Below are 16,781 nucleotides of genomic sequence, written 5' to 3' on the forward strand. Positions count from 1 at the left end.
TAGAGAATGGCAGATCCGAAGATGCGAATTCTGGTGGTGGACGATTTCTCGACGATGCGGCGCATCGTCAGGAATCTCCTGAAGGAACTGGGGTTCTCCAATGTAGATGAGGCTGAGGATGGGGCGATCGCACTCCAGAAGCTGAAAAATGGCTCGTTCGAGTTTGTCGTTACCGACTGGAACATGCCGAACATGGATGGCCTGCAACTTTTGCAGGCGATTCGTGGCACGCCGGCCCTCAAGCACCTGCCGGTGATGATGATCACCGCCGAGGCTAAGAAGGAAAACATCATTGCCGCCGCGCAAGCGGGAGCCAGCGGCTACATTGTCAAGCCCTTCACTGCGGCGACACTGGCCGAGAAGCTGCAGAAGATCTTCGACAAGATGGGTGGTTGAGATGAGTGCTGACGATCTGTCTGGGGACTCACGGGAACTGGAAGCGCTGTTTGACAGTATTGCCTCGACAATCGCCACCCAGTCGACTCCCACCCCTGCGGTATCTCCTGGGGTGTCGCTGCTGCAGCAACTGGTTGAGGGGAGCAGCGAGGGCGACGATAGCGACGAATTGCAGTCGTTGTTCGATTCGGTTGTTGCCGCGCAGCAGGCGAGCGCAGCAGACTCTGGTCGCGTGTCAGTACAGGAGGGTGCTGCGGGTGAAGCGTGGCAGGGGCAGGACCGGGTATTTCAACGCGTCGGCCAAATGGCCAGACAGTTGCATGACACACTGGGTGAACTGGGTTACCACGAACTGCTTGCCAGTACCGTAGCCGCCATTCCGGATGCCAAGGACCGGCTCAACTATGTCGCCAACCTCACCGAACAGGCCGCTTGTCGGGTCTTGAACGCGACGGATGTTGCCAATCCCCTGCAGGAGGAACTGGAGGCCGGTTCGGCCGCGCTGGCGGTGAAATGGGATGCACTGTTTGCCAATCAGGTCGGCGTAGACGACTTCAAGCGTCTTGCCGAGGAGACGCATGCCTTCCTCAAACAGGGCCTGCCGCGCAGAACCCGAGCCACCAAGGCGCAGTTGCTGGAGATCATGATGGCGCAGGACTTTCAGGATCTGACCGGGCAGGTGATCAAGAAGATCATCGCCGTCGCCCAGGAACTGGAAGCGCAACTGATGGGGGTACTGATCGAAACGATGCCCGGCGCGCGGCGCACGGACTCGGTGATGAATCTGCTCAACGGGCCGGTAATCAGCGCCGAAGGACGTAGCGACGTCGTTGCCACCCAGCAGCAGGTTGACGAACTGCTCGGCAGTCTCGGTTTCTAGGAGGTTCAGGATGAGTGATTTTGCCGGGATGGAAGACCTGTTGCAGGATTTCCTCCAGGAAGCGGGAGATCTGCTGTCGGACGTCGACAACAAGCTCGTTGATCTGGAGAGGAACCCGGATGACCATCGTCTGCTCAACGATATCTTCCGCGGCTTTCACACCATCAAGGGCGGTGCCGGTTTTCTCAATGCCGGCGAATTGGTTGCGCTCTGCCACTTGACCGAGAACCTGTTCGACAAGCTCAGAAATGCCGAGATGACGCTGACGCCGGGCTTGCTGGATACCATCATGGCGGCGACTCAGAGTGTGCGCAACATGTTTGGCGAGATCGCGCAGGAGCGTCAGCCCGCGCCGGCGGCCGCTGCAGTGCTGGACGGTCTGCGAGCCGCGCTCACCGGCAGCGTCGTCGCGAAGGCAGATCCCCCGAGCGTGGCGGCAACCGCGAAGCGTGGGGAAACGCCGTCAGCCGAGGCCGTAGTCGCCGACGGTCCGGACTGGCAGGCCCTGCATGCGGCCGTGACCGGTCAGAAGATCGAGGTCTCGCCAGTGGTCGCGCGCAGCAGCGCGCCGATGCCGGCCGTTGCCCCGGCGAATAATGCGCTTGACCTTGCGCAGGTACAGCCGCATTTCCCACCGGAAGGGCGCCGCGCGACCGACAAGCCGGGCGCTGCGGTAAGCGCAGCACCTTCCGGTCGCCGCGTCGACGAAAAGGCTGCCGCTCGTGAGGTGACGATTCGGGTGGATACCGCCCGCCTGGATCAGGTGCTCAACTTGTCCGGCGAGATTGGCTTGACCAAGAACCGCCTGACCAGTCTGCGGGCCGACATTCTCGCCGGCAAGACCGATTCGGAAACACTGCAGGCACTCGACCAGGCGGTCAGCCAGCTCGACCTGCTGGTTTCGGATCTGCAGAATTCGGTGATGAAGACGCGGATGCAGCCGATCGGTCGATTGTTCCAGAAATACCCGCGCATTGCCCGCGATCTGGCTCGACAATTGGGCAAGGATGTCGAACTGGCGTTGATTGGCGAAGAGACCGAAGTCGACAAGACGATGATCGAGGATTTGGCCGATCCGCTCATTCACCTGATCCGCAACGCGGTCGACCATGGTGTCGAGTCACCCGAGGAACGTCGGGCTGCCGGCAAACCGGCCAAGAGCGTCATCCGCCTGGAGGCACGTCAGGAGGGCGACCATATCGTCCTGATCATTGCCGACGATGGTCACGGGATGAGTCCCGAGCGCATCCGGGCCAAGGCTGTCGAGAAGAACATCATCAGCGAAGAGGAGGCGAACACACTCGATGATCGTCAGAGCCTGAACCTGATCTTTCTACCGGGCTTTTCCACGATGGCGCGGGCCTCGGCCGTGTCTGGCCGCGGCGTCGGGATGGATGTCGTCAAGACCAACATCCAGAAGCTCAACGGCGCCATCGAGATCCGCTCCGAGCCCGGGAAGGGTTCGGTATTCATCATTTCCTTGCCACTGACCCTGGCGATTCTACCCGTCCTGCTGGTTCTGCTTGGTGATCAACCCTTTGCCCTGCCGCTGTCGATGGTTCGCGAGATCCTGCCGATCGACCACGATAGAATGCAGGAAGTGGGGGGCAAGGAAACGTTGGTTGTGCGTGGTGAGATCCTGCCGGTGATTGCCCTCGCGCGTCTGCTGGGCTGGCCGCAGGTGCAGCGCCCTGAATACGGCGTGCTGATGCAGGCCGCCGAACGCAGCTTCATTCTCGCGGTCGACATGTTTGCCGGCCGTGATGATGCCGTGATCAAGGCTCTCGATGATTTCCGTCCACGTGGGGTTGCCGGGGTGACGACACTGTCGAATGGCCAGATCGTCCTGATCCTGGACATGAAGGAACTACTGGGGGATCTGACTGCGAATGTGGAACGTGACGTCCGCGGTGCTGCTCCAGCGCGGGCCCTGGAATTTTCCGCCTAGCCGGGAAGGAACACCTTGCACGGGGGCTGCGGCCCCCGTTTGTATTTGTAGCTCTGCGACAACTGTTGCTCTTTCGCAACTATCCGAGAAACCGTCTAAATAACAACCCATACGCCTTTATTTTGACTTCTGTTTTTTTATAATACCTTTGGCAGAGATGGAAGTTCGAAATGGCTGAGGAAAGCGACCTCGAAAGAACCGAAGCGGCGTCGGCAAGACGTCTGGAACAGGCACGCGAGGAGGGACAGGTTCCTCGTTCGCGAGAGGTCGGTGCATTCCTGATTCTTGTCGTAGCGGCCACTGCTTTCTGGTTGATGGGGCCCTGGATGGTGCAGCGGGTCTCCGGAATTGTCCGGCGTGGTCTGGTTTTCGACCACGAACAGGTGCGAGATCCTTCGTTGATGTTGGTTCGGCTGGCCGATATCGCCCTTGACGCCCTGTTTTCCTTTGCACCCTTGTTTGCCGCGTTGGTGGTCGCTGCGCTTTTGTCACCATTCTTTCTCGGCAGTTGGAATTTCTCCGCGCAGGCGTTGCAGCCTGACCTGAGTCGTCTGGATCCACTCAAGGGTCTGGCCCGCCTCGTCTCCTGGAGTGGACTCGTGGAACTGGTCAAGGCCGTGGCCAAAGCGTCTCTGGTGGGTGGCGTTGCGGTGTGGGTCCTGTGGAGCGAGCGCGGTGAACTGTTGGCCATGTTTGCACAATCGATCCATGTCGGCCTGTCGAGCGCTGGCCACATGCTCAGTTTCAGTTTTTTCGCGATGGTTGCGGTCATGCTGCTGATCGTCGCGGTGGATGTGCCTTTCCAGCTCTGGCAGTATCACGACAAACTCAAGATGAGCCTCCAGGAAGTCAAACAGGAAGGCAAGGAACTCGAAGGAAACCCCGAGGTGAAGGGACGCATCCGCCAGTTGCAGCGTGAGGCGGCTCGCAAACGGATGATGGCCGCCGTGCCGGCGGCGGACGTGATTGTCACCAACCCGACCCACTATGCGGTCGCGCTGGCCTACAAGAGCGGCATGGGCGCACCGAAGGTGCTGGCCAAGGGAATGGGCGAAGTGGCCCTCAAGATCCGTCAGGTTGCTGCCGACGCGGGGGTTCCTATGATCGAGGCGGCACCTTTGGCGCGAGCGCTTCACCGGCATGTCGATCTCGACCAGGAGATACCGTCGGCGCTGTATGCGGCCGTCGCCGAGGTGCTGGCTTATGTTTATCAGTTGGCCAACTGGCGGCAGACCGGTGGCAGCTTTCCGCAGCCACCGCAAGCCATCCCGGTTCCGGAGCATCTTCTAGCAGAGGCCCTGAATGGCTGACGCGAGCGTCGCTCTGCAGAACTTCTTGGTGCGCTTTGGGCAGCGGCAACTGGCTGGTCCGGTGTTGATTCTGCTGATTCTGGCGATGATGGTCCTGCCGCTGCCGCCTTTTGTGCTGGATCTTTTTTTCACCTTCAACATCGCCATCTCGGTGATCGTCATGCTGGTCGCCATGAGCGTGGTGAAACCGCTGGACTTTTCCGTTTTCCCGACCGTGCTGCTGGTGACCACGCTGCTGCGATTGTCGTTGAACGTGGCCTCGACGCGGGTCGTCCTGCTCGAAGGACACACGGGTCCAGGGGCTGCAGGGCAGGTCATTGAAGCCTTCGGTCATTTCCTGGTCGGCGGCAACTATGCGGTTGGTCTGGTGGTGTTCACCATTCTGGTGGTGATCAACTTCGTGGTGATCACCAAGGGTGCCGGACGGGTTGCCGAGGTCGCCGCGCGCTTCACCCTCGACGCCATGCCGGGCAAACAGATGGCCATTGATGCCGACCTCAATGCCGGCCTGATCGGTGAGGATGAGGCACGCAAGCGGCGGGCGACAATCGCTCAGGAAGCGGATTTCTTTGGTTCCATGGACGGTGCGTCGAAGTTCGTTCGTGGTGACGCGGTTGCCGGCATTCTGATCATGCTGATCAACGTCGTGGGCGGCCTTTTCATCGGTGTCCTGCAGCACAACCTGGACATCGGGACGGCGGCCAAGACCTACACGCTGCTGGCCATTGGTGACGGGTTGGTGGCCCAGATTCCGGCGCTGATCATCTCGATTGCCGCGGGCATGGTCGTGACGCGCGTTGGCGACGATGAAGATGTCTCGCAGCAGTTCGTTTCGCAACTATTCAGCAATCCGAAACTGCTGTTTCTGACCGCGGCGATCATCGGTATGCTGGGGCTCATTCCAGGCATGCCGAATTTCGTCTTCCTGCTCCTGGCAAGCGCTTTGGGGGCCATGGCATGGCGACTGGAAAAGCGTTCGCAGGTCGCGGTGCCAGTGCCGGTGGCCGCGGCACCCGTCGCGCCACGGGAAACTCAGGAGGCCAGTTGGGCCGACGTCACGCCGCTGGACGTGCTGGCGCTGGAGGTTGGGTATCGACTGATTCCTCTTGTCGACAAGTCGCAGGATGGCGAGTTGTTACGCCGCATCAGAGGGATACGGAAAAAATTTGCGCAGGAAGTGGGCTTCCTGGTGTCCCCGGTTCACATTCGCGACAATCTGGAGTTGAAACCCAACGCCTACAAGATTCTGCTCAAAGGCGTCGAAATCGGCGACGGCGAGGCCTTTCCAGGAAACCTGCTGGCGATCAATCCAGGTCGGGTGGCGGGGCAGGTCCCAGGAACGGTTACCAAGGATCCGGCCTTCGGGTTACCTGCGGTGTGGATCGATCCAGCACTTCGTGAACAGGCGCAGGCCTACGGTTACACAGTCGTCGATGCCAGCACCGTGGCGGCGACGCACCTCAACCACCTGATTCTCTCGCACGCAGCCGAGCTCCTTGGGCGGCAAGAAACGCAGGCGTTACTCGATCACCTGGCGAAGGAGATGCCCAAGCTGGTCGAGGATGTGGTACCCAAGGTCCTGTCGCTCGGTGTGGTACAGAAGGTGCTCCGCAACCTCCTGGAAGAGGGGGTTCATCTGCGTGACATGCGGACGGTCATCGAAACCCTGGCCGATGTCGCTCCCCGCTCGCAGGATCCTGAAGTTCTGACGGCGCAGGTTCGGACCGCCCTGGGTCGTTCGATCGTTCAGGAACTCTATCCCGGAGGTGCCGAAATGCAGGTGATGTCGCTGGATCCACAACTGGAGCGCCTCCTGCTCCAGGCCGTTGCTGGTGGCGGCGATAGCGCCGGGATCGAGCCGGGACTCGCCGATACGCTGGTGCGTGAAGCGGTCGCCGCGGCGCAGCGCCAGGAGGAAGTCGGTCTGCCGACGGTGCTGTTGGTTCCCGGTAATCTCCGTACGTTGCTGTCGCGTTTCCTCCGCCGCAGCATTTCCCAGCTGAAGGTCCTGGCACATGCGGAAGTGCCTGAAAACAGGATCATCAAAGTCACTTCCATCATTGGACAGCGCGTATGAACGTCAGAAAATTCATCGCGGCGACCGCCCGAGATGCCTTGCGCAAGGTCAAGGAGACTCTCGGGCCGGACGCCATCATCCTGTCTAATCGGGGTATTCCCGGTGGCGTGGAGATCATGGCCGTCGCTGCACGCGACATGGATATGATCGTGCCGACGCCGGAGCGCGAAGCGTCGCCTGCTCGCGCGATGGACTACCCGACAGTCTCGTCGGTCGACCGAGGTCCTGCAACCGCGCCTGAGCTGCCGTCGGTTCGGGGGGCGGCGCCTACCGTCGGTCAGCAAAGTGCTGCCGCACGCTCCTTGCCGCCGCCACTGGCGAGGCCACTGGCGCCACCGTCGGAGCGACCCCTGTCATCACGATCACTGCCGCCGCTGGAGCGGCCGCGGCCGCAAGCCGAGAGCTTGGCCAAGGGAGACGCGGAAGTGGTTCCAGCAGCGGTGATGGACGAGATTCGCTCCTTGCGAAGAATCGTCGAACAACAGCTCGCCGGTTTTGCGTGGGGGGAATCGGCGCGTTCCGAACCGGTGAAGACAGAGATCCTTCGTCAGATGCTCGATGCCGGTTTTTCGCCGCACTTTGCACGTGGCCTGCTCGCTGATCTGCCCCATGACCTGGATAGTGTCCAGGCGCTGGCGTGGGTCAGGGGTGGCGCCGAGCGCAGCATGTTGACGATCAGTAGCGAGACCGACATTGTCCACCGGGGGGGTATCTATGCGTTGGTCGGGCCGACCGGCGTCGGCAAGACGACGACCACCGCCAAGTTGGCTGCACGCTGCGTCCTGCGGCACGGAGCCAGGAAACTGGCGTTGGTCACCACTGATGGTTACCGGATCGGTGCCCACGAACAGTTGCGAATCTATGGCCGGATCCTCGGAGTATCGGTACATCTTGCCCGAGACGCCAAGGATCTGCGAGCGACGTTGCGTGACTTGCAGCACACCCACATGGTGTTGATCGACACCATGGGCATGAGCCAGCGCGACCGGATGGTCAGCGAACAGGTAGCCATGTTTGGTGACTGCAACGTGAAGTCGCTGTTGCTGCTGTCGGCTACCAGTCGCGGTGACACGCTGGATGATGTAGTCAGGGCGTACAGCGGGCTGGACCTTGCGGGTTGTATCTTGACCAAGGTCGACGAAGCAGCGAGTCTGGCCTCGTCGCTCGACGTGATCATTCGCCACGGTCTGCTCATGTATTATGTGTCGAATGGGCAACGGGTACCGGAAGACCTGCATTTGCCGAATCGTCCTTACCTGTTGCACCGCGCCTTCAAGGATCTGCCCGAGACTTCGCCGCATCGCCTGGCCGGCGTCGAGCCTGGCTTGATGATGGCCAGCTCGACCGCCAGCAGTTTCACTGCCGGAGGCCAGCGTGCCTGAGTTTCGTGGGGATCAGGCGGCTGGTCTACGGCGCCTCCTGGGGCGGCAGAGTCTGCGTATCGTGACCTTTGCTGCCGGTAGCATCGGTGTCGGCAAAAGCGTGGCGGTGGCCAATCTGGCGGCCTCGCTGGCCCGTCAGGGCAGGGAAGTCCTGGTGGTCGACGAAAACACCGAAGACGGCATCGCGGCGTATTACGGCGTGTTGGCGCGCTATGATCTACAGCAGGTCATCGATCGGGAGAAGTCTCTCTCGGAGGTGATCCTCTCCGTGGCACCAGGCATCCGCGTGTTGCCGGTAGCGAGGGTGGTGAGGCACCTCGCCAGGCTCAGCGATGCCGAGCAACGGATCCTGCTCGGGTGTCTCACCGAGATTGGGCCGCCGGCCGATGTCCTGCTGGTCGACGCTTCACTTGATCACCCGCTCGGTTTTTCACCGCTCGGTCTTGCCGCGCATGAGACGGTGATCGTCGTCTCGCCTAGTAGTGCGGCGATTACCGAGGCGTACGCACTGATCAAGAAAGTCAGTCTGGGTTACGCGCGGCAGGATTTCCGCATCCTGGTCAACAAGGCGCGGGCAGCCCGTGAAGCGCGCGCGATATATGACAACATTGCGCGCGTCACCGGTAGCCGCGGGCTCGCTCGCCTCGACTATGCGGGCTATGTGCCGGTCGACGAGCACCTGCGGCAGGCATCCAGGTTGTGCCAGCCGGTGGGCGCACTGTTTCCGGACTCTCCGGCCGCCAAGGCGTATCAAACCGTGGCCAACGACTTGTTGAATTGGCCCGGAGCCGATGACGAAATCGGCGGGCTCGAACATTTCGTGCAACAATTGCTACTCTTGAGCCAACGCATAGAACCGATTGCTATTTACGCCTGATAGCGCTTCCACGACGCATGTATAACGCTGCTGGTCAACTCAACAAGGATCAGCTCGTCCAGCGCTTTGCTCCGCTGGTGAGGCGCATAGCCTGTCATCTGATGGCTCGCCTGCCGGCCAGTGTGCAGTTGGACGACCTGGTTCAGAACGGCATGCTCGGCCTGCTTGATGCGATTGGCCGTTTCGAGGCCGGCATGGGGGCGCAGTTCGAAGTCTACGCGGCACAGCGCGTGCGTGGTGCGATGCTCGACGGACTACGCGAGAACGACTGGTTGCCGCGCAGCTTGCGGCACAACTGTCGGCGGATCGAGGTTGCCATTGCACAACTCGAACAGGAGAATGGGCGTGCGCCGTCGGAAAAGGAACTCGCCGATGCTCTGGGGATGGGCCTGGCCGACTACCAGAAAATGCTGCAGGATGCCCGCGGCCATCAACTGGTATACCTTGAAGACCTGGTTTCCGAACGCGGTGACGATTTTCTGGAACGGCATCTGGCGGACGACGCGGCCGATCCGGCGAAGCTTTTTGAGGAGGGAAACCTGCGCCAACTGCTGGTCCAGGCGATTGAACTGCTGCCGGAGCGGGAGAGGCTGATGATGGCCCTCTACTACGAGCAGGACCTCAATCTGCGCGAGATCGGCGCGGTCCTGGGGGTAACGGAGTCTCGTGCCTGCCAGTTGCACAGTCAGGCGGTGTTGCGCTTGCGCGCCCGCCTGTTTGGTGGGAACGTGACCAAGACGACGAAAGTGGCACGGCATGGATAGGATCAGCGTCTTCGGGCTGCTGATCGGTCTGTTGGCGATCATCGGCGGACAGATCCTGGAGGGTGGCCATATCGGTTCCTTGTCGCAACCCACGGCGATGCTGATTGTGGTCGGTGGTACGCTTGGGGCCGTCATGTTGCAGAGTCCCTACGCAACCTTTGTGCGTGGCATCCGTATGGTGCGGTGGATCTGGTACCCGCCAGTGGTCAATCATCTGCAGTTGATCCAGCAGGTCTCGGGCTGGAGCCAGGTGTCGCGGCGGGAAGGCTTGCTGGCACTGGACCCCATTGTCAACGAGTTGAAGGACGAGTTTACGCGCAAGGGGCTGCAACTGGTGGTCGACGGCGCCGAGCCCGACCGGCTGCGGGAAGTGATGGAGGTCGAGATCAGCACCTACGAACAGGAAATGAAGTTGTCGGCGCGGATCTGGGAGGCGGCCGGCGGCTACTCGCCAACCATCGGGATTCTTGGTGCGGTGATGGGTTTGATTCAGGTGATGGAGAATTTGTCCGATCCATCCAAACTCGGGGCCGGGATTGCCGTGGCGTTCGTTGCCACGATCTATGGCGTTGGCCTGGCCAATCTGGTTTTCCTGCCGATGGCCAACAAACTGAAAGCGCATATCAACCGCCTCATCGTGCAGAGAGAAATGATTGTCGACGGGCTGGTGGGTATCGCCAACGGCGATAATCCCCGTATCATCGAAAGCCGTCTGCGCGGCTACATCTTCTGACGCCAGTGAAGATTCCAGCTACCCCCAATCATGTTTACCATGATCCCTGTCGGCAGTCCTGGCTTCCGACTCGCGGGGGGAGGGCGATGACCATCTGGCCGAAGCAACGGTCCAACTGAGCGATGGCACGTCGGCAGCGCGAAGAAGAGAAGGACAATCACGAGCGCTGGCTCGTGTCGTACGCGGATTTCATCACCCTGCTGTTTGCCTTTTTTGTGGTGATGTACGCGCTCTCCTCGGTGAATGAAGGCAAGTATCGCATTCTGAGCAACTCGATGGTCAGTGCTTTTCGCAATGTCCCCGTCAACAGCAGTGGAACCGCGCCAATGGTCGTGCCCACCTCGGCGCCGGCCGTGCCGAAGGTCAACCTGACGAGCAAGACGCAGGATGCTGTGAGACAGCAGCAGCGCGAAAAAATGCGGCATGTTGCGAAGGAGATCCTTGAGGTGATGGCGCCGCTGGTTGAGCAGGGGAAGGTTCGCGTGCTCGAAACCAGCCGCGGTGTAAGCATAGAAATCAACGACAGCATCCTGTTTTCGCCAGGGCAGGCCCTGCTGCAGCCAACATTGGCAAAAGCCATGCAGTCGGTGGCGGAGGTATTGGTCGCCTCGGATTTCCCGATCACGATCGAGGGACACACTGATGACCTCCCGATCAAGAATACTCAATTTCCCTCGAACTGGGAACTTTCAGCAGTGCGTGCGACCACCGTTCTGCGCTTGTTCGCCGATGCCGGCGTAGCGGCAGCGCGTTTGACCGCGATTGGCTACGCCGACACTCGACCGGTCGAGCCCAATGTACTGGCGGATGGACGGGCTCGCAATCGTCGGGTAACGATTCTGATTGATTCGGAAATTCCCGAAAAGGGCACGGAGGTGAATCTGCAGGGGCAAGCGGCGCAACTCAAGCCAGCGACGACGGTTCCCGCTGAGGCGCTGCCGCCATCGAGTCGCTAGCGGGCTAGGCGCGGTCGCTGATCCGCCGAGCGCTCGGTGCCGCGTTCTGTCCATCCGGGCCATAGAGCGCGAGGGCACCGTTGCCGCCCAGGAGTACTTCAAGGGCCTGCGCGTTGTGGTGCATGCGCAATTGTATGAGGCCGCCATTGACACGGTTCAGTTCACGTGCCTGGCTGGCGAGCGACAGCAGCAAGGCCCACGCGGTGCCAGCATCGCACTCGTCGGGGTGGTCTGCCAACCAGGCGGTTACACCGGAGCGGTCAGCTGCCCGTCCCTCCGCGGCGAGCCATGTGCCGCGCTGCGCCGCGAGGCTGGCGAGCTGCGCGGCAAGTGCATTCTTTTCACCAACCAGCTCCAGCAACTCATTGACTTCGCCCTTTATGAGCATTTGCTGCTCCTGTTCGAGCAACGCCACGAAAACTTGCACGACGGCGATTTCGGCCGCGACTGTCTGCTGGAACAACGCCGCGCTAGCCATCAGGTTTCCACCGGATAGGCTGGCAACCGGCAAGACGGGTTTCGAACTGATCGAGGGGACGCGGTCAGAGGTAACTGGCGACCACTCGCAGACCCGGCGGGGCCCGGAGAAGACCTCACCGCTGCGACCCAACGAGTTCGCTGGCGGAGGCGATCAGGCGGTCGGCAATCGCCCCGGTGTTGATCGTGAAACGGCCCTCGGAGATGGCTTGCCTGATTTCAGCCACCCGGCCGGCATCGAAAGTCTGTGCCTCCGCGGGTGCCTGCAGTTGAGCGGCAAGCGCACTCAGATGAACTTCCGCCGCAGCGCCTGCTGCAGGCTGGGCGATGGTTGTGCGATTGCGCGTCTCGCTGACAGTGCTCGCAGTTGTGGTTGTGCTGTCGATCTTCACGGTCGTGCCCTTTGAACGGTTGTACTCAATCCAAGTATCGGCGAGGTACGGCAAAACTTTAACATTATTCTTCCTGCTGCAGCGAAAGCTCAATAGGCCACTTCAACAATGCCACCGTTACGGGCGATGCCGCTGACCACCTGGCCGGAGGCCGTCCGCGCCTGAACAATCTGCCCGTCAGTGGCGTTGTTCAGTGCCTTTCCCTCGTTGCTGACAGTGAAGCCGGTGCCCGTCGTCAACAGTCTGACACTTTGTCCCTGTTGAACAGCCCAGGCGGCAATCAGCACGTCACCACGCAGTGGTTGACCGGCAGCGACGCCGTTCCTGACCGTCTTGCCAATGGCCTGTGCCGGGTCGGTCAGGATACTGGCCGGCAGAGCGCCGAGATCACCGCTTTGAGTCACCACGTCGGTGGTGGTCACGATCTGGCCCGGCGTCAGCCGACGCGCAGTGAGCAGATAGTTTCCCGCGATCCGCACCTGCACGGGTACATAAACGGTCCATGCACTGGGGCCTAGGCAACGAATCCCGACCGTCGCGTTGCCCCAGAGCCGGCTGCCTGGTGGCAGGAAGGGTTCATACGCACTGCATGCGGCAAGCTGGGTATGTTGATCAAGTTTGCCGATGCTATAACTGACCTTGCCCGGCAGTCCTTGTGTCTGGATCCGCAGGTAGTGGTCCAGTGCAGTGGGCAACGAAGTCTGGGCGTCTACCGTATTGCTCATCGCCGCCGACAGCAAGGCCAGTAGTCTCAGCAGGCTGCCAAAGCGTTTTCGGGTTCGAGCAATGCACATCCCGACATTCTGCCTGAATCTGTGCCCTGGGCGAAGGATGAAGTCCAGTTGAGGCGATGCTTTGGGGCCGCCGGCAATATTTGCCGGAAGTCCGGCAACTACCGACGTGGTGCTGGAGCTAGTGGGCATCGGCTGCGTTGCCTGTTGCTGCGAAAGAGCCACGGCACGAGAATTGCTTTGTACTTTGCATCAAATCGCCTGGCGAGGTCCCCATGGTCAACAAGCTTGACAGTGCATTCTTCCTGCAGCAGCAGGCGCTTACCCTGCGCGCCAATCGACAGCAGGTGCTGGCGGGGAATATTGCCAACGCCGACACGCCGCATTATCAGGCCAGGGACTTCGACTTTGCGACCGCGCTGCAGAAGGCGGTCAGCGGTGGCGGTGAAGGCAGCTTGCGGCTGGCTGTCACCGCGGCGGGGCACTTGCCCGGGAGTGCGGAGTCGGTTCCGGTGCCATTGATGTATCGCCAGGTCACGCAGGCGAGTGCCGACGGCAACAGCGTCGAAATGGATGTCGAGCGTGCCCAGTTTGCCGAGAACGCGATCCACTACGAGGCCGGGATGACTTTCCTCAGCGGCAAGATCAAGACCCTGCTCGCCGCGCTACAGGCGTAATCACGATGAGCATTTTCAATACCTTTCACGTTGCGGGCAGTGCGCTGACCGCGCAGTCGATGCGCCTCAACGCGGTTGCCAGCAACCTGGCAAACGCGGACAGTGTGGTGAGTTCCGACGGCAAACCTTATCGCGCCAAACAGGTGGTTTTTGCGGCCACGCCGATGGGCAGTGCCGCGGCACAAGGGGTCCGTGTCACCCAGGTGGTCGAGGACAGCAGCCCGGCGCGCATGGTATATGACCCACGCAATCCGGTTGCGGACGATAAAGGCTACGTCGCCATGCCCAACGTGAGTGTGGTCGACGAAATGACCAACATGATCTCGGCTTCGCGCTCGTACCAGACCAACGCCGAAGTGATGAACACGGCCAAACAACTGTTGCTGAAGACGTTGACCCTCGGCCAGTAGATCTAGAACATCAAGGAGAAACAAATGGCAGCCGTACAATCAAGCACCGCAGCCAGCGACATTTTTGCCGCGCTCAACGCTCAGGCCAAAGGTAGCAGCACGGTGGATGATGCGACCTCGACGAGTGAGGCCGTGCAGAATCGCTTTCTGAAGTTGCTGGTCACGCAACTGAAGAACCAGGATCCCCTCAACCCCCTCGACAACGCTGCGGTAACCACCCAGATTTCGCAAATCAATACGGTGACCGGTATCGAGAAACTCAACGCCACGCTGGAAACCTTGCTGAACACCTACAACGAGGGTCAGGCGATGCAGGCTGCGGGTCTGATCGGCAAGAGCGTCATGGTGGCCGGGTCAAAGCTGGCCCTGGCCGACGGTGAAGCCATTGGCGGCGTCAATCTGGCCGGGGCAGCCGACAGCGTGAAGCTGACCATTCTCGATGCCGCCGGCAAGGTCGTGCAAAGTCAGGCGCTTGGCGCGCGCGAAGCAGGCAGCTTTGCCTTCGACTGGGACGGCAAGACCGATACCGGGAGCATCGCGCCGGCGGGTAACTACACATTCAAGGTGGATGCCGTGCGCGGCGGGGAAAAAGTGGCGGCAGAAGCCTTGCAGATTGGTACGGTTTCTGCTTTGGTCAAAGGGAAGGCCGGCTTTCAGCTTGAACTCGGCGGGCAGGGAAGAGTGGATTTTGACAAGGTTGAACAGATTCTTTAGAAGCGAGGAGCAAAATGAGTTTCCAACAGGGTTTGAGTGGTCTGGATGCGTCGTCCGCAGCGCTGGATGTGATCGGCAACAATGTGGCGAACGCCAGCACGGTCGGTTTCAAGAGTGGGAGCGCACATTTCGCGGATCTCTACGCCGCGTCCCTGGGTATTGTTGGCGCTTCGCAGGTGGGCATTGGCGTGGACGTCGCGGCGATCCAGCAACAGTTTACCCAGGGGAACGTCACGACCACCAACAACCCGCTTGATCTGGCGATCAATGGCGGCGGTTTCTTTCGCGTGAGCCATGCCGGGGCGATAAGCTACACCCGCAATGGTCAGTTCCACCTCGACAAAGAGGGTTACGTGATCAACGACCAGAACCTTCGTCTGACCGGATACCCGGCGGCCACAAACCCGACGGACACAGACGGTGTGGATTCGACGAAGGTCGAAGAACTAAAATTGTCCAGCAGCCAGATCCCACCGAAGGCCACGTCGACCATCAGCGCGAAACTCAATCTCGATGCGGGGAAGCCGGTCGATTTCGAATACTCGACGGCGCTGCCCGTCTTCGATACCCTGGGCGATTCGCACACACTGACCACTACTTACAAACGCGAAGCCAACACTATACTTGTTGGCGAAATACGGTCTAATTGGAGTGTCACCGCCACGCTAGACAATGCGACTCCGGCAGGCAGCCAGTCTTTTGGCACGCTGACGTTCGATTCCTCTGGTCAGTTGTATCTTTCACCCCCTGCAACACTTCCTATCCTCTCTGGTCCTTCGTGGATCCCGACTGACGATGCAGTCCCCCCTAATCCTAACGGTGCAGCATCCTTGGCGCCAAGAATCAATTTCGAGGGCACGACCCAGTACGGCAGTGAATCGGCCGTCAACAGCCTGAAACAGGACGGATACACCACCGGGAGTCTGGTGGGTATTGGCGTCGGCAGCGATGGCATACTCAACGGACGCTACAGCAATGGTCAGACGCAGAAGCTAGGGCAGGTCGTGCTTGCTACGTTCGCTGACCCGAACGGCCTGCTGAATCTCGGCAACAATCAGTGGAGTCTGAGCTCGGTTTCCGGTCCGGAGTTGCTTGCTGCGCCGGGAACTGGCGGTCGCGGTGTCCTCCAGTCCTCCGCGGTGGAAGACTCTAACGTTGATCTGACCAATGAACTGGTCGACATGATTACCGCCCAGCGTAACTACCAGGCCAATGCGCAAACGATCAAGACCCAGGATGCGATCATGCAGACCCTGTTGAACCTGCGCTAGGTGGCTGACCAGAGCGCGGAGGGGGAGCCATGGATCGCCTGATCTACACGGCAATGAGCGGCGCCAAGCAGATCTTTCTGCAACAGGCTGGCGTGGCGCAGAATCTGGCCAATGCCGCGACGGTCGGCTATCGGGCCATGGAGAACCGCTTTCGTGCCGTTCCGGTGCTGGGTTCGGGGGCGCCGACGCGCGCCTTCGCGGCCGATGCCTCGGTGGCCAATGTCTTCGAACAGGGGCCGCTGATGACCACCGGCCGACCGCTCGACGTTGCTGTCCAGGGTGCCGGCTGGATCGCCGTGCAAGGGGCAGACGGTGGCGAAGCGTATACTCGTGCCGGCAATCTCAAGACCGATGCCAATGGTGTACTGCAGACCAGCTCCGGCTTCAACGTGCTTGGCGAGGGTGGGCCGATTTCGCTGCCACCGGACAACAACATCGCCATCGCCCCGGATGGGACGGTATCGAGCATCCCGAGGATCGGCGCCGGCGCGATCAACAACGCCAGCGTCGTCGGTCGCATCAAACTCGTCAATCCTCCGGAAATCGATCTGGTGCGTGGTGACGACGGGCTGTTCCGTACCCGCAACGGTGTCGCCGCGGTCGCCGACGAGAACGTCAAGCTTGCCGCCGAGGCGCTGGAAGGGAGCAACGTCAATTCGGTTGATGCGATGGTCAGGATGATCAGCCTGGCACGACAATTCGAGATGCAGATCAAGATGTTGCAGACGGCTGATGCGAATGCGCGGGCAGCCAGCCAGATTCTCACCATCAGCGCCTGATAGGACT

Annotated in this window: 18 protein-coding genes; 15 read left to right on the forward strand and 3 right to left on the reverse strand. The window is 60.7% G+C overall.

The features are described from left to right. Positions 1 to 6: 6 nt before the first annotated feature. From cheY to motD, 10 genes are all read left to right on the forward strand, one after another. Positions 7 to 396, forward strand: coding sequence for a chemotaxis response regulator CheY (gene cheY / locus AC15MQ_RS03760; RefSeq protein WP_287665762.1), 390 nt, complete (start codon positions 7 to 9; stop codon positions 394 to 396). Between the two features lies 1 nt (position 397). Further along, the gene (gene cheZ / locus AC15MQ_RS03765; RefSeq protein ID WP_287665763.1) at positions 398 to 1,276 is read left to right on the forward strand and encodes a protein phosphatase CheZ; all 879 of its coding nucleotides are present in this window, start codon (positions 398 to 400) and stop codon (positions 1,274 to 1,276) included. Positions 1,277 to 1,286: 10 nt separating this feature from the next. Then, positions 1,287 to 3,224, forward strand: coding sequence for a chemotaxis protein CheA (locus AC15MQ_RS03770; RefSeq protein ID WP_483079370.1), 1,938 nt, complete (start codon positions 1,287 to 1,289; stop codon positions 3,222 to 3,224). A 170-nt stretch (positions 3,225 to 3,394) separates the two neighbouring features. Further along, complete coding sequence (flhB, locus tag AC15MQ_RS03775) at positions 3,395 to 4,534, forward strand: flagellar biosynthesis protein FlhB (protein WP_483079371.1); 1,140 nt, start codon at positions 3,395 to 3,397, stop codon at positions 4,532 to 4,534. Then, complete coding sequence (flhA, locus tag AC15MQ_RS03780) at positions 4,527 to 6,611, forward strand: flagellar biosynthesis protein FlhA (RefSeq protein ID WP_350497045.1); 2,085 nt, start codon at positions 4,527 to 4,529, stop codon at positions 6,609 to 6,611. Before flhB ends, flhA begins: the two co-directional genes overlap by 8 nt. Further along, positions 6,608 to 7,993 (forward strand): flagellar biosynthesis GTPase FlhF, encoded by a 1,386-nt coding sequence (flhF, locus tag AC15MQ_RS03785; RefSeq protein WP_483079372.1) that lies wholly within the window; start codon positions 6,608 to 6,610, stop codon positions 7,991 to 7,993. Before flhA ends, flhF begins: the two co-directional genes overlap by 4 nt. Next, positions 7,986 to 8,870 carry a MinD/ParA family ATP-binding protein gene (locus AC15MQ_RS03790; RefSeq protein ID WP_287653839.1) on the forward strand — a complete coding sequence of 295 codons (885 nt, stop codon included), beginning with the start codon at positions 7,986 to 7,988 and terminating at the stop codon, positions 8,868 to 8,870. The genes flhF and AC15MQ_RS03790 overlap by 8 nt, the downstream gene beginning before the upstream one ends. Positions 8,871 to 8,887: 17 nt before the next feature. After that, complete coding sequence (locus AC15MQ_RS03795; protein WP_287653841.1) at positions 8,888 to 9,634, forward strand: RNA polymerase sigma factor FliA; 747 nt, start codon at positions 8,888 to 8,890, stop codon at positions 9,632 to 9,634. After that, positions 9,627 to 10,367, forward strand: a complete 741-nt coding sequence (locus tag AC15MQ_RS03800) for a flagellar motor protein (RefSeq protein ID WP_287653842.1) — start codon at positions 9,627 to 9,629, stop codon at positions 10,365 to 10,367. The genes AC15MQ_RS03795 and AC15MQ_RS03800 overlap by 8 nt, the downstream gene beginning before the upstream one ends. A 122-nt stretch (positions 10,368 to 10,489) precedes the next feature. Continuing rightward, complete coding sequence (gene motD, locus AC15MQ_RS03805; protein WP_483079373.1) at positions 10,490 to 11,323, forward strand: flagellar motor protein MotD; 834 nt, start codon at positions 10,490 to 10,492, stop codon at positions 11,321 to 11,323. 4 nt (positions 11,324 to 11,327) lie between these two features. Here the strand turns inward: motD and AC15MQ_RS03810 are convergent, their stop codons facing one another. From AC15MQ_RS03810 to flgA, 3 genes are all read right to left on the reverse strand, one after another. Beyond that, the gene (locus tag AC15MQ_RS03810; protein ID WP_483079374.1) at positions 11,328 to 11,834 is read right to left on the reverse strand and encodes a flagella synthesis protein FlgN; all 507 of its coding nucleotides are present in this window, start codon (positions 11,832 to 11,834) and stop codon (positions 11,328 to 11,330) included. 82 nt (positions 11,835 to 11,916) lie between these two features. Further along, positions 11,917 to 12,285, reverse strand: a complete 369-nt coding sequence (flgM, locus tag AC15MQ_RS03815; RefSeq protein ID WP_287653846.1) for a flagellar biosynthesis anti-sigma factor FlgM — start codon at positions 12,283 to 12,285, stop codon at positions 11,917 to 11,919. Then, a complete protein-coding gene (gene flgA, locus AC15MQ_RS03820) occupies positions 12,282 to 12,986 on the reverse strand; it encodes a flagellar basal body P-ring formation chaperone FlgA (protein ID WP_483079375.1) in 705 nt (234 codons plus the stop codon). Before flgA ends, flgM begins: the two co-directional genes overlap by 4 nt. 212 nt (positions 12,987 to 13,198) lie before the next feature. Between flgA and flgB the strand changes: the two genes are divergently transcribed. From flgB to flgF, 5 genes are read left to right on the forward strand one after another with little or no spacing between them, the layout of a single operon-like run. Continuing rightward, positions 13,199 to 13,600 (forward strand): flagellar basal body rod protein FlgB, encoded by a 402-nt coding sequence (gene flgB, locus AC15MQ_RS03825; RefSeq protein WP_287653849.1) that lies wholly within the window; start codon positions 13,199 to 13,201, stop codon positions 13,598 to 13,600. A 5-nt stretch (positions 13,601 to 13,605) separates the two neighbouring features. After that, complete coding sequence (gene flgC, locus AC15MQ_RS03830) at positions 13,606 to 14,010, forward strand: flagellar basal body rod protein FlgC (protein WP_287653850.1); 405 nt, start codon at positions 13,606 to 13,608, stop codon at positions 14,008 to 14,010. Positions 14,011 to 14,034: 24 nt separating this feature from the next. Then, on the forward strand, positions 14,035 to 14,724 hold the full coding sequence (locus tag AC15MQ_RS03835) for a flagellar hook assembly protein FlgD (protein ID WP_287665775.1): 690 nt from the start codon (positions 14,035 to 14,037) through the stop codon (positions 14,722 to 14,724). A 14-nt stretch (positions 14,725 to 14,738) separates the two neighbouring features. Beyond that, positions 14,739 to 15,995 carry a flagellar hook protein FlgE gene (flgE, locus tag AC15MQ_RS03840; RefSeq protein WP_483079376.1) on the forward strand — a complete coding sequence of 419 codons (1,257 nt, stop codon included), beginning with the start codon at positions 14,739 to 14,741 and terminating at the stop codon, positions 15,993 to 15,995. Between the two features lie 29 nt (positions 15,996 to 16,024). Continuing rightward, positions 16,025 to 16,774, forward strand: coding sequence for a flagellar basal-body rod protein FlgF (gene flgF / locus AC15MQ_RS03845; protein WP_483079377.1), 750 nt, complete (start codon positions 16,025 to 16,027; stop codon positions 16,772 to 16,774). The last annotated feature ends 7 nt before the right edge of the window (positions 16,775 to 16,781 follow it).

The organism is Candidatus Accumulibacter propinquus (assembly GCF_056856495.1).